Raw genomic sequence first — 11,676 nt, 5'->3', positions numbered from 1 at the left:
TCCTACCGTGCCCGCATCGGGGCTGATGTGAAACGTGATGTTGTCGATTGGTCGGGCGCGCCCGGCGATGCGGGGAGCACAGTCGGCGAATTGTGGTATTCCTCACATCTGCCTGAATGAACCCGGTTCGCGTCCTCGTTGCTGCTGGTCTCGACGTGGACCGGCCGGTTCGTGGGGGATCAGGTCTCCTTGTCGCCCGGCCCGGCGGCGTCATAATCTGACTGCTGGGGGAGCGGCATTCATTCGGTCGCCCCCGTCCGCGGCACCGTCGCCCGCTGTCCGAGCGTGCGTCGGCGATTGTCGAGGGGCTCCGCCGGCGAGAGGGTGGTCATGGCCGAGATGCTGCAGTCGCACGATCCGCGCACCGGCGAGTTCATCGCGGAATATCCGATGATGGACGCCGCCGCCGTCACCGATGTCGTCCGCACCGCGCGTGGTGCCGAGAACTGGTGGGGTGCAATAGGCTTCAGTGGGCGCAAACGGTGGTTACAGTCCTGGAAACGCGCCATCACCCGCAACGCGGGTGAGCTGTCCGAACTGATCTGCACCGAAAGCGGTAAGCCGCAAGTCGACGCCGCCATCGAGATCATGCTGGCCGTGGAACACCTGTCCTGGGCCGCGGTCAACGCCGAAAAGATCTTGGGGCGAACCACACTCGCGTCCACCTGGCTGACCCGCAACCAACGCGCTTCGGTGGGGCATCTGCCGCTGGGTGTGGTCGGTGTGCTCGGCTCACCGAACAACCCGGTCTTCACACCGATGGTTTCCATCGCCTATGCCATGGCTGCGGGTAACGCCGTGGTGTTCAAGCCCAGTGAGCTGACGCCCGGGGTCGGAACGTGGCTCGCCGACAGCTGGGCCGAGCTGGCGCCGAACCGGCCGGTGCTGCAGGTGATCACGGGTAGGACACCCACCAGCGCCGCCCTGTGCGGCGCCCGGGTGGACAAGGTGGCCTACGCCGGATCGGAGGACGGCGCCCGGCAGGTGATCGAGTTGTGCGCGCCGACCCTGACCCCCGTGGTGGTCGAGAAGGCCGGTAAGGGCACCATGATCGTGCACGTCGATGCCAAACTCGATACCGCCGCCGAGGCAGCGGTTTTCGGCGCCATGTCCAACGCCGGCCAGAGTCCGGCCGGAATCCAGCGCGCCTACGTCGCCGATTCGGTGTACGAGTCGTTCCTGGAAAAGGTTGTCGCACAGGCGCGGGCCCTGCGTCCCGGCGGAGATCGCAAGGCGTCCTACGGTCCGATGATCATGGACTCTCAGGTCGACGTGGTGCGACGGCAGGTCAAGGATGCGATCGCTCGTGGCGGCCGGGCGGTGGTGGGCGGCCTGGAATCGATCCGGGAACCCTATATCGAACCGATCGTGCTCACCGATGTTCCCGAGGATTCACAGGCCATCACCGCGGAGGCGGTCGGCCCGGTCCTGATCGTGAATCGGGTCGACAGCATCAACGACGCCATCGATCGCATCAACGCCGCCGACCAGGGGCTCGCGGTCTCGGTCTTCACCCGCGATGTGCGGGGCGTCGCCGAATTCGCCGAGCGGGTCAGAACGGGTGTGGTGACGGTGAACTCGACGATGGCCTATGCCGCCAATCCCGCACTGCCGTTCGGCGGCGTCGGCGAATACGGGCAGGGACACACGCACGGGGCAGCGGGGCTGCGAGAATTCAGCCGCACCCTGGCGATCGCGGAGAAGCGCTATCGGGCGCCGGTCGACCTGTCCAGTTTCGACCGGCATCCGCGCCATCTGCGGGTGACCCGCGCGATCTTCCGGATGCGACACGGGCGGATGTGACGGGACGTCGTGGGCCGAGCGCGGTGCCGAGGTGGTTACGCGGGCTGCGCCGGCTCGGTGTGGCCCAGTAACACCGCTTCCATGAGTGCGCACACTCGTGCGACAACTTCGGGCCGGTTCTCGAACCGCACCCGCCGGCCGACATCGACGACCTGAGCGATGGCGGCGTGCACCCGGCAGCGGGCCTCGGCCGAGTCGTCGTCGAGCAGATGCGCCCATTCCAGCACGTTCTGCCGCTGCACCGAGCGCAGCTTCTGCTGTTCGGACGCGGGCAGATTGGAGAATTCGGCGAAGTAGACGGGCAGGATCTCCGGTGTGGAGAAGGTCAGCCGGGCGAACCGGTTCGCGATGCGCATCGCCGCATCGGCACGGCTGGTCGCCTCGGCCAGCGCCTCGGCGTTGGCGATCGCCACCCGTTCGCCGGTGCGATGGAACGCCGCGGCCAGTAGATCGGATTTGCTGGCGAAGTAGCGGTACACACTCGACGCGTTGATCCCCACCGCGGCGCCGATCTCCTCGATGCTCGCCTCGTGATAGCCCTGACGGCCGAAGATACGAATCGACTCGGTGAGCAGCTGCTCCCGTTTCGAACTCAGCGGCAGGCCCCGCACGGGCGTGTTGGCCGCGGTCGCGTCGGGCAGTGGAGGCAGCTCGGTATGCAGCAGTGACCAGCACATATCGAGGATCAGATCGGTGAGCCGGGTATTCGACAGCGCGGTGCGATGAGCGGTGATGCTACCGATGACGCCGAGCATGCCGGTGGCGATCAGTTCCACATCCGCCGGCGAGGACTCCGGCCGCAGGGCGGCGACCGCCGATTCGACGAGATCCTGCAGTTCGTCGTAGTACACCCGGATGCGGGCGCGGTCGGCGCGTTCCAGGTAGCGGCGCTCCCAGCGGTACAGACCGCCCTCACGTCGCACATCGATGGTGTGCTCGGCCAGGGCGCGGATCACAGCGGTGAGCCGCGATTCCGGGTCGAGTCCCGGTACGTCGGCGCCCTTCGCCGCGTCGAGCAGTTGCTGTGCGCCCACCTCGGCGGCGGCGACGAGCAGGGCGTACTTGTTGGCGAAGTGGCGGTAGAGCGCCGGCCCGGAGATTCCGACCTCGGCGGCGATCTCGTCGACCCCTACCGGGTGGTAGCCACGTTCGCTGAAAGCTCGTGCGGCGACCCGCACGATCTGTGCCTTGCGATTCTTCGGCCGACGACGGGTGGTCGTGGCGTTACCCGGTCGTGCGGATGCGAGCCCGGCATCGCTGCGATCCGCGACCATACACCTCTCCTTCTGCGTCTCGGCTCATCGGCGGCGGTCTGGTTGACAGCGCCGGACAAGTCAACATAAGTTAACCACAATTCGCAAAGTTAACCATCATTCTTGTCTCGTCGCCAGTGTCGGCGGCCCACCCGGGAGTAACCATGAGTGATCACGACCACACGCCAGGCCTCACCATCGTGCGCGACGATCGCGTCCTGCGGGTGACCATCGACAATCCCGGTCGGAAGAACGCCATCGGGTACGACGCCATGATCGCCCTCGGGGATACCTTCGAGAAGCTCGACCCCGCGGTGCGGGTCGTCGTACTCACCGGTGCGGGCGGGGATTTCAGCACCGGTGCCGATCTATTCGCGGCCGCGGCCGAGAAGGATCGGGGTATCACTCCGGAAATGACCATGGACGGCGCAAACCGGATGGTGCGCTCGATCATCGAGGCGCCGGTACCGGTGCTCTCCAGGATTCGCGGCGCGACAGCGGGAATCGGTGTGGCACTGGCACTGTCGGCCGACCTGACCTATGCCGGCGAGGACGCGTACCTCTTGCAGGCCTTCATCAACATCGGCCTGATGCCCGACGGTGGCGCATCGGCGCTGATCGCCGCTGCCGCGGGGCGTTCGCTGGCCGCGGAGTTGGCCCTGCTGGGTGAGCGGTTGCCGGCCACCGAGGCATACCGGCGCGGGCTGCTGACCGGGGTGCTGCCGGTCGACGAGCTCGACGCCAAGGTGGAGGCCGTCGCCGCCAAACTCGCGCACGGCCCACGGCGTGCGCTGGAGCTCACCAAGAGCACCCTCAACCGCGCCGCGCTCAGCTCGCTGGACGAGGCGCTGGCGGCGGAGAAGACCGGCCAGTCCGAGCTGCTCGGCTCCGCCGACTTCGCCGAAGGCGCGGCCGCCATGCTGGGCAAACGCAAGGCGGTGTTCGCCGACTAGGAGAGCCACGGGCGAGGCGGCCCACTCGGCTTTTCGGCGCAGGGGGCCGAACAGCGGAGTGGGAGCCGGCAACTCGCCATCGGGTACAGCCCGCTACATCTCCTCCGGCCGCGCGATATCCAACTCCTGAGCGCCGGCGGGCAGGTAGTCGTAGCCGACCCAGCGGTTGCGGTTGGTCCAGCCGACCAGGTCGTAGCGCCAATGGAACGGCCAGGTCCGTGACACCGTCATGAACAGCACCGACCCCAGGGCCGCGTAGTCCTCGTGCGCGGACAGCAGTGCACGCTGCTGGCGCGGGGACGAGGTGAAGAAGGCCTCGAACATCGAGATCGATTGCGCGGTGGTCAATCGGCCCAAACCGTAGAGGCCGCGCATCCGCATCCAGTAGACCAGTCGTGCCTGCCACGGCCACAGTGCCTCGACCGGATCGGCACCGGTACGCAGGGCGTCGACCAGAGTGTCCACCAGTGCCATCGAATCGGCCACGCTGTAGCCGGTACACGGATGCATCATGCCGCCGCGTGAGCCGAACGGGACCGGTTCGCCCGCCCGTGCGCCGGTCCGCAGCGGCGGCGGCGACTGATCCAGCGGGTAGTGCGCAGCCTCCGACGGTTCGTCGCCGCGCAGCCGGATCCCGTGGGCGGCCAGCCGGGTCAGGGTGCGCCGGCGCAATTCGTGTTGCGGCATACCACCGCGCAGCCCCAGGCTGGTCTCTTCGAAGATCACAGTGCCGTCGCCGAGCGGTACCGAGTACAGGAACGACGGCGGTTCCTCGGGTCCGGCGCCGTTCTCGTCGCGCCAATCCAGCAGCAGCCCCTCACCCTCTGCGACCATCGGCGCCGCGAGCTCGGCATCGACGAAGATGCCGTGCGCACTGGCGGTGCGCCGCGCCCCGGGGGAGGGTAGGCCGCGGGTATCGACCACCGTGGCTGCCGTGATGGTGGTGCCGTCGCGCAGTTCGACGTGGTGGGCGCCTACGGTGACGGCGCGACCGGTCAGCACGGTGGCACCGTCGAGCGGAAGCGCTTCGCGCAGGCCGGTTTTGGACAGCACGCAGTACGGTCGCTCGATCCGGTGGCGCGACCGGGTCCATACGGTGGGTGCCTCGATGCGCGCAGCGATAACGCTGTGCGGCAGCCACGCCGGCAGCTCGTCTATCCAGCAGGAGAAGGTCGGCGGCCACAGCCGTTCCGGTCGCGGATCCACGGCCACGACGTCGAATCCGGCGTCCATCGCGCGGTGCGCGAGGGCCCGGCCGGTCGGCCCGAGTCCCACCACGCAGATATCGGCACGGTGAACATGCTGCGCACTCATGGCGTCATTCTCGCAGCCGTGTCCGGCATCGTTTCTCCGGCCACATGTGTTACGCCCCGAAAACTCGTGGCGTAGCAATTCGCGTCGTGAATTACGTTGAGCCGGTTCATAACCTGGTGACGCGGGCGCCGTCGGGGGGTGCTCGGAAACTACTGGGCAGCCTCTGGAGAACGTTATGCGAAAGTTTCGGTGCGCGGGCTGGAATTCGGGACACGGATCCGTAGCCACGCTGACGAGAATCATGGCGGTGGCAGCCCTGGCCGCCGGTCTGTTCTCGGTATCCCCGGCCGCGGGTGGGGCCGATCCCATATCACCGGCCGCCGATCGGGAGTCGTCGATCGTCGCGGTACGCACCGACGATTCCACGCATCAGAGCCTGACCGTCTATTCGGCGTCCATGGGCCACGATATCGAGGTTCAGGTGCAACGCCCGGCCGATCGGAGCGTGCCGCGGCCGGTGCTGTACCTACTGCTCGGTGCGGGCGGCGGGGAAGACGGTGCCACCTGGGCGAGCAAAACCGATGCGCTGAATTTTCTCGCCGACAAGAACGTGAACGTGGTGACACCCATCGGCGGCATGTTCAGCTATTACACCGATTGGGAGCGTGACGATCCGCGGTACGGCCGTTACCAGTGGCGAACATTCCTTACCGAGGAACTGCCACCGCTGCTCGATCGATTCCTGGACGCCAACGGCCGCAACGGTATCGCCGGCTACTCGATGTCGGCCACCACTTCGCTGGCACTGGCGGCCACCACGCCCGGGCTCTACTCCGCGGTCGGCTCCTACAGCGGTTGTGCGCAGACGAGCGATCCGATCGGCCGCCAGTACATCAAGGCCACCGTCGAAACGTGGGGGTTGTCGGATGTGGAGAACATGTGGGGTCCACCGGACGATCCGAATTGGGAGCTCAATGATCCCTATCTGCATGCGGAAGGTCTTCGCGGAAAGGCGATTTACATTGCCAACGGCACCGGCCTGCCCGGCCCCTACGACACGTTGAACGGTGAGTACTCGTTGCCCGGCGAGTGGGGCTTCGCGAATCAACTCGTATTGGGTGGCGTGATCGAGGCGGCGACCAATTACTGCTCGCACAACATGCGAGATCGCTTGAATTCCTTGAATATTCCGGCCACCTACAATTTCCGTCCGAGCGGAACCCATTCGTGGGGGTATTGGCGTGATGATCTGATTCGGTCGTGGCCGATTCTCGCCGCCGGACTCGGACTGTGACATATATCGCCCGAGTGCGCCAAGGTGTCGTAAATCGCAAACGACCGCACTTCACGGATGCGAAATTGCCACATAATCGCAGTTCATTCGTCACAAAGACGCCGGTGCCGGGAGCAAAGTTTTACGGAATTGTTCCACTACCATCGGCTGCCATGAAAACGGTGCGCTTGGTGGCAGTCGCCGTGCTTCTGGGCGGCCTGATGGCGATAATGGGCGGCCGTGCGGCCGAAGTATCGGCATTTCCGACGGAAGTGCCACCGGTGCCCGGCGCCAATGATTTCAGCTGCGCACCCACTCCGGATAAACCGTATCCGGTAGTGCTGGCCCACGGTGCGGCCACCGACGCCCAACGCAGTTTTCGTGAACTGGCGCCCGCATTGCATCGGCAGGGCTACTGCGTATTCGTGGCGAACGTGGGGCGGGTGCCGCTGCCCGGTGTCGGTCTCAACGGGGTGTCGAGCCCCGGATGGCCGGGCCTCGGTCCGGTCGCGGCGGCATTGCAGGGCGATGCGGTCTACGGCGTGGCCGATATCTCCGCGCAGGCATCGGAGCTCGGCGCCTTCGTGACCGCGGTGCGCGCCGTCACGGGTGCGCCGCGAGTGATCATGGTCGGCCATTCCACCGGTGGCACCGAGATCCGGGAGTTGGTGCGACGCCATCCGGAGGAGATCGACAGTGTCGTGACCGTGGGCACGCCCTACCGGGGCTCGACCTTCGACGGGCTGCCGACGATGTTCCCGTTCTACGGCGCGCTCGGCCTGGACGGAGAACAGACCGCGGCGCAGGTCTTCGGGCCGGCGGGTGCCGAACAGATTCCGGGTGCGCCCATCCTGGCCCAGCTCAACGCCGACGGGGAAACGCAGCCGGGAATCCGCTACACCGCCATCGCCAGCCGCACCGACGAGGTGATCACCCCGCCGGACACGGCCCTGCTGGCCGATCCCCGGGGCGGCAACCGCAACATGTGGGTGCAGGACGGGTGCCCGAACCTGGCGATCAGCCACAATCAACTGCTGTCGGATCCTCGCTCGATAGCCGTGATCGTGGCCGCGGTGGCCGGTACGCCACCACCGCCGCCGTGCTGAGGACCGCGGCGGGCCGGTTCCGGCTACTTCGGGGTGACCCAGGTGGTGATGTCCGCGTGGACGACCTCGGTTCCCGACTTGTCGTAGATCGCGATCGGGACAACCACCTCGGTGCCGGTGGTGACGGTGTCGAAGTCCGGGATCGGGTCGAGCGTCGCCACCGCGCGCAAGCCGGACTCGGCCTTGGTCAGGTACTGCACGTTCATCCCCTTGGGGATCCAGCGGTGGGTGGTCGGCACGGTGGCCTCGCTGAGCATTCCCATCGCCACCTCGGCGAGATTGCAGGCGGCGATCGCGTGGAAGGTGCCGAGGTGGTTGTGGATGCCGAACCATTTCGGTGCGGTGACCTCGCACAACCCCGGCTCGAGGCGTACCACGCTCGGCGCGATGGTGCCGAAGTAGGGAACGCGGGCGATCATCCCGAGGGAGAACAGTGCGTGGCCGAGCCGGTTGTCGGGCAGCTTCTGCCAACCGCGGTAGGTGGCGGTCTCATTGCTCATGCGGATTATCTTACTCTGGAGTAAGGTAATCCGATCGGGTAGGGTTCTACCTGGTCCATCGGGGTGTGAGCGGGCGACTCGACCCCCGATTTGGAGGTGCCCGGGGGGCTCGGGCATACTGTTCGGGTTGCCTGCAGCGGTGGTGCGTGTACGTCCATCGGGAGCAGGGGAGCAAAACCCATCGAGTATCGGCGTCGACTGCGGCGCGGATACGTCCGGGACGAAGTTCCGAGACCCTAGGTGAAGTGTGCCCGGGTCGGAGAATAAGCGGAAGGGCGACACGCCCGACCGCGTGGACCGGAAGAACCATGACAGATGAACAGCGGCGAGGACTGGGCAGGGCCCGGTTGCGGTCTCGACTGATTCGGGCGTGTGTTCGGGAAGTGCAAATAGGGTGCTCCGGGAGCGAAAACTCCTGGCGCACAACGTAAGCGGAGAAAAGGACACTTAGCGTGGCGGGACAAAAGATCCGCATCAGGCTCAAGGCCTATGACCATGAGGCGATCGACGCGTCTGCGCGCAAGATCGTGGAGACAGTGACCCGCACCGGTGCCCGCGTCGTCGGGCCGGTGCCGTTGCCGACCGAGAAGAACGTGTACTGCGTTATCCGCTCGCCGCACAAGTACAAGGACTCGCGCGAGCACTTCGAGATGCGTACGCACAAGCGGTTGATCGACATCCTCGACCCGACGCCGAAGACGGTCGACGCGCTCATGCGCATCGATCTGCCGGCCAGCGTCGACGTCAACATTCAGTGACGGGGATTGCAGACATGACTGACAACAAGAACCGGCCTGCGGCCGGCATCCTGGGCACCAAACTCGGTATGACCCAGGTCTTCGACGAGAAGAACCGCGTCGTTCCGGTGACCGTCATCAAGGCCGGACCGAACGTCGTGACCCAGATCCGCACCGAGGAGCGCGACGGCTACTCCGCCGTACAGCTGGCCTTCGGCGCCATCGACCCGCGCAAGGTGATCAAGCCCGTCGCCGGGCAGTACGCCAAGGCCGGGGTCACCCCGCGTCGCCACATCGCCGAGATCCGCGTCGCCGACGCCGCCTCGTTCGAGGTGGGCCAGGAGCTGTCGGCCGAGGTCTTCGAAGAGGGCACCTACGTCGACGTGACCGGCACCAGCAAGGGCAAGGGCTACGCCGGTGTCATGAAGCGTCACGGCTTCAAGGGCCAGGGCGCCGCGCACGGCGCGCAGGCCGTGCACCGCCGGCCGGGTTCCATCGGTGGCTGCGCCACCCCCGGTCGCGTGTTCAAAGGCATGCGGATGGCCGGCCGGATGGGTAACGACCGCGTGACCACGCAGAACCTCTCGGTCCACAAGGTGGATGCCGAGAACGGGCTGCTCCTGATCAAGGGCGCGATCCCGGGTCGCAAGGGCGGCGTCGTGATCGTCAAGAGCGCTGCGAAGGGTGGTGCCCGGGCATGAGCACCGACACTAAAACCAACCTGACGCTGCCGGTGAAAGAACCGGGCGGCAAGACCAACGGCACCGTCGACCTCCCCGCGGAGATCTTCGACGCGACCGCCAACATCTCGCTGATGCACCAGGTCGTCGTGGCCCAGCAGGCCGCGGCTCGCCAGGGCACGCACGCCACCAAGACCCGCGGTGACGTCCGCGGCGGTGGTAAGAAGCCGTACCGCCAGAAGGGCACCGGCCGCGCCCGCCAGGGTTCGACCCGCGCGCCGCAGTTCGTCGGTGGTGGCACCGTGCACGGCCCGCAGCCGCGCGACTACTCGCAGCGTCTGCCCAAGAAGATGAAGGCCGCTGCCCTGCGTGGCGCCCTGTCCGACCGGGCCCGCAACGAGCGCATCCACGTCGTGACCGAACTGGTCGCCGGCCAGACGCCGTCCACCAAGTCGGCCAAGAACTTCCTGGCCGAGCTCTCGGACCGCAAGAAGGTCCTGGTCGTGGTCGGTCGCGAAGATGTCACCGCGTGGAAGAGCGTGGCGAACCTGCAGGGTGTGCACCCGATCGCTCCGGACCAGCTGAACACCTACGACGTGCTGTACAGCGACGAGGTCGTGTTCAGCGTCGAGGCGCTCAACGCGTTCGTGCACGGCCCGGCCGAGTCTGCACAGGAGGAAAGCAAGTGACCACCATCGCAGATCCGCGCGACATCCTGCTCGCGCCGGTGATCTCCGAGAAGTCCTATGGACTGATCGAGGAAGGCACCTACACCTTCCTGGTGCACCCGGACTCGAACAAGACGCAGATCAAAATTGCCGTCGAGAAGGTTTTCGGCGTCAAGGTGACCAGTGTCAACACTGCCAACCGTCAGGGCAAGCGCAAGCGGACCCGCTTCGGTTACGGCCAGCGCAAGAGCACCAAGCGCGCGCTCGTGACCATCTCGGCCGATAGCAAGCCCATCGAGATCTTCGGAGGCCCGGTCGCGTAGGCGCCCGGGAATCCAGAAAGCAGAGAAGACTCATGGCAATCCGTAAGTACAAGCCGACTACGCCGGGTAGGCGCGGGTCGTCCGTTTCGGACTTCGCCGAGATCACCCGGTCCACCCCCGAGAAGTCGCTGCTGCGTCCGCTGAGCAAGTCCGGCGGTCGTAACGCGCACGGCCGGATCACCACCCGTCATCGCGGTGGCGGTCATAAGCGGGCCTATCGCCTGATCGACTTCCGTCGGTTGGACAAGGACGGCATCCCGGCCAAGGTCGCTCACATCGAGTACGACCCCAACCGCACCGCCAACATCGCCCTGCTGCACTACGCCGACGGCGAGAAGCGCTACATCATCGCGCCGAAGGGTGTCACTCAGGGCACCCGGATCGAGTCCGGCACCGGTGCCGACATCAAGCCCGGCAACAATCTGCCGCTGCGCTCGATCCCGACCGGTACCACCATCCACGCGGTGGAGCTGCGTCCGGGCGGCGGCGCCAAGATGGCTCGTGCCGCCGGCATGAGCATCCAGCTGCTGGGTAAGGAAGGCACCTACGCCGTGCTGCGTATGCCTTCCGGTGAAATCCGCCGCGTCGACGTGCGCTGCCGCGCCACCGTCGGCGAGGTCGGCAACGCCGAGCAGTCGAACATCAACTGGGGCAAGGCCGGCCGCATGCGCTGGAAGGGCAAGCGTCCGCACGTCCGCGGTGTCGTGATGAACCCGGTCGACCACCCGCACGGCGGTGGTGAGGGCAAGACCTCCGGTGGTCGCCACCCGGTCTCGCCTTGGGGCCAGCCCGAGGGCCGTACCCGTAAGCCCAACCGTCCGAGCGACAAGCTCATCGTCCGCCGCCGCGGCAAGAAGCGTTAAGGAGGAGGTTAGACATGCCACGCAGCCTGAAGAAGGGCCCGTTCGTCGACGAACACCTCCTCAAGAAGGTGGACGTCCAGAACGAGAAGAACACGAAGCAGGTCATCAAGACCTGGTCGCGTCGTTCGACCATCATCCCCGATTTCATCGGCCACACGTTCTCGGTCCACGACGGCCGCAAGCACGTGCCGGTGTTCGTGTCGGAGAACATGGTTGGGCACAAGCTCGGTGAGTTTGCGCCGACCAGGACTTTCCGGAGCCAC

The 11,676-nt window shown here is 66.4% G+C and carries 13 protein-coding genes; 10 read left to right on the top strand and 3 right to left on the bottom strand.

Annotation, left to right across the window (positions count from 1 at the left end; genetic code table 11):
* Positions 1-339: 339 nt before the first annotated feature.
* Positions 340-1,803 (top strand): aldehyde dehydrogenase family protein, encoded by a 1,464-nt coding sequence (locus tag NV2_RS13215; RefSeq protein ID WP_084474590.1) that lies wholly within the window; start codon positions 340-342, stop codon positions 1,801-1,803.
* A gap of 35 nt (positions 1,804-1,838) precedes the next feature.
* On the opposite strand, the gene NV2_RS13210 is transcribed toward NV2_RS13215, so the two are convergent.
* The gene (locus NV2_RS13210) at positions 1,839-3,077 is read right to left on the bottom strand and encodes a TetR/AcrR family transcriptional regulator (protein ID WP_067872741.1); all 1,239 of its coding nucleotides are present in this window, start codon (positions 3,075-3,077) and stop codon (positions 1,839-1,841) included.
* Positions 3,078-3,220: 143 nt separating this feature from the next.
* On the opposite strand from NV2_RS13210, the gene NV2_RS13205 reads away from it, so the two are divergent.
* Positions 3,221-4,009 carry an enoyl-CoA hydratase-related protein gene (locus NV2_RS13205; RefSeq protein ID WP_067872738.1) on the top strand — a complete coding sequence of 263 codons (789 nt, stop codon included), beginning with the start codon at positions 3,221-3,223 and terminating at the stop codon, positions 4,007-4,009.
* 93 nt (positions 4,010-4,102) lie between these two features.
* On the opposite strand, the gene NV2_RS13200 is transcribed toward NV2_RS13205, so the two are convergent.
* Positions 4,103-5,323 (bottom strand): lycopene cyclase family protein, encoded by a 1,221-nt coding sequence (locus tag NV2_RS13200; RefSeq protein ID WP_067872735.1) that lies wholly within the window; start codon positions 5,321-5,323, stop codon positions 4,103-4,105.
* A 241-nt stretch (positions 5,324-5,564) separates the two neighbouring features.
* On the opposite strand from NV2_RS13200, the gene NV2_RS13195 reads away from it, so the two are divergent.
* Positions 5,565-6,557: an alpha/beta hydrolase gene (locus NV2_RS13195; RefSeq protein WP_157102884.1), complete on the top strand. Its 993-nt coding sequence runs from the start codon at positions 5,565-5,567 to the stop codon at positions 6,555-6,557.
* A gap of 152 nt (positions 6,558-6,709) precedes the next feature.
* Positions 6,710-7,642, top strand: a complete 933-nt coding sequence (locus NV2_RS13190; RefSeq protein WP_067872732.1) for an esterase/lipase family protein — start codon at positions 6,710-6,712, stop codon at positions 7,640-7,642.
* 23 nt (positions 7,643-7,665) lie between these two features.
* On the opposite strand, the gene NV2_RS13185 is transcribed toward NV2_RS13190, so the two are convergent.
* Positions 7,666-8,142, bottom strand: coding sequence for a hotdog fold domain-containing protein (locus NV2_RS13185; protein ID WP_067872729.1), 477 nt, complete (start codon positions 8,140-8,142; stop codon positions 7,666-7,668).
* Positions 8,143-8,594: 452 nt separating this feature from the next.
* Here NV2_RS13185 and rpsJ point away from each other — a divergent pair, with 452 nt between their 5' ends.
* From rpsJ to rpsS, 6 genes are all read left to right on the top strand, one after another.
* Positions 8,595-8,900, top strand: a complete 306-nt coding sequence (rpsJ, locus tag NV2_RS13180) for a 30S ribosomal protein S10 (RefSeq protein WP_003938093.1) — start codon at positions 8,595-8,597, stop codon at positions 8,898-8,900.
* Positions 8,901-8,914: 14 nt separating this feature from the next.
* Positions 8,915-9,580, top strand: coding sequence for a 50S ribosomal protein L3 (gene rplC, locus NV2_RS13175; protein WP_067872726.1), 666 nt, complete (start codon positions 8,915-8,917; stop codon positions 9,578-9,580).
* Complete coding sequence (rplD, locus tag NV2_RS13170; RefSeq protein ID WP_067872724.1) at positions 9,577-10,248, top strand: 50S ribosomal protein L4; 672 nt, start codon at positions 9,577-9,579, stop codon at positions 10,246-10,248. The genes rplC and rplD overlap by 4 nt, the downstream gene beginning before the upstream one ends.
* A complete protein-coding gene (gene rplW / locus NV2_RS13165; protein ID WP_030513360.1) occupies positions 10,245-10,550 on the top strand; it encodes a 50S ribosomal protein L23 in 306 nt (101 codons plus the stop codon). Before rplD ends, rplW begins: the two co-directional genes overlap by 4 nt.
* Before the next feature lie 32 nt (positions 10,551-10,582).
* Positions 10,583-11,413: a 50S ribosomal protein L2 gene (gene rplB, locus NV2_RS13160; protein ID WP_067872721.1), complete on the top strand. Its 831-nt coding sequence runs from the start codon at positions 10,583-10,585 to the stop codon at positions 11,411-11,413.
* Between the two features lie 14 nt (positions 11,414-11,427).
* The coding region (rpsS, locus tag NV2_RS13155) for a 30S ribosomal protein S19 (RefSeq protein WP_067872718.1) at positions 11,428-11,676 on the top strand (249 nt) is incomplete at its 3' end.

The organism is Nocardia vermiculata NBRC 100427 (assembly GCF_001613265.1).
Classification (GTDB): domain Bacteria; phylum Actinomycetota; class Actinomycetes; order Mycobacteriales; family Mycobacteriaceae; genus Nocardia; species Nocardia vermiculata.
Note: the sequence above shows the minus strand (reverse complement) of the source record. Positions and strands in the feature narration are given on the sequence as shown.

Excerpts from the sequence above, each read along its gene's own strand:
- NV2_RS13215 (WP_084474590.1), top strand. The coding sequence starts at position 340 with ATGCTGCAGTCGCACGATCCGCGCACCGGCGAGTTCATCGCGGAATAT.
- NV2_RS13210 (WP_067872741.1), bottom strand. The coding sequence starts at position 3,077 with ATGGTCGCGGATCGCAGCGATGCCGGGCTCGCATCCGCACGACCGGGT.
- NV2_RS13205 (WP_067872738.1), top strand. The coding sequence starts at position 3,221 with ATGAGTGATCACGACCACACGCCAGGCCTCACCATCGTGCGCGACGAT.
- NV2_RS13200 (WP_067872735.1), bottom strand. The coding sequence starts at position 5,323 with ATGAGTGCGCAGCATGTTCACCGTGCCGATATCTGCGTGGTGGGACTC.
- NV2_RS13195 (WP_157102884.1), top strand. The coding sequence starts at position 5,565 with ATGGCGGTGGCAGCCCTGGCCGCCGGTCTGTTCTCGGTATCCCCGGCC.
- NV2_RS13190 (WP_067872732.1), top strand. The coding sequence starts at position 6,710 with ATGAAAACGGTGCGCTTGGTGGCAGTCGCCGTGCTTCTGGGCGGCCTG.
- NV2_RS13185 (WP_067872729.1), bottom strand. The coding sequence starts at position 8,142 with ATGAGCAATGAGACCGCCACCTACCGCGGTTGGCAGAAGCTGCCCGAC.
- rplC (WP_067872726.1), top strand. The coding sequence starts at position 8,915 with ATGACTGACAACAAGAACCGGCCTGCGGCCGGCATCCTGGGCACCAAA.
- rplD (WP_067872724.1), top strand. The coding sequence starts at position 9,577 with ATGAGCACCGACACTAAAACCAACCTGACGCTGCCGGTGAAAGAACCG.
- rplB (WP_067872721.1), top strand. The coding sequence starts at position 10,583 with ATGGCAATCCGTAAGTACAAGCCGACTACGCCGGGTAGGCGCGGGTCG.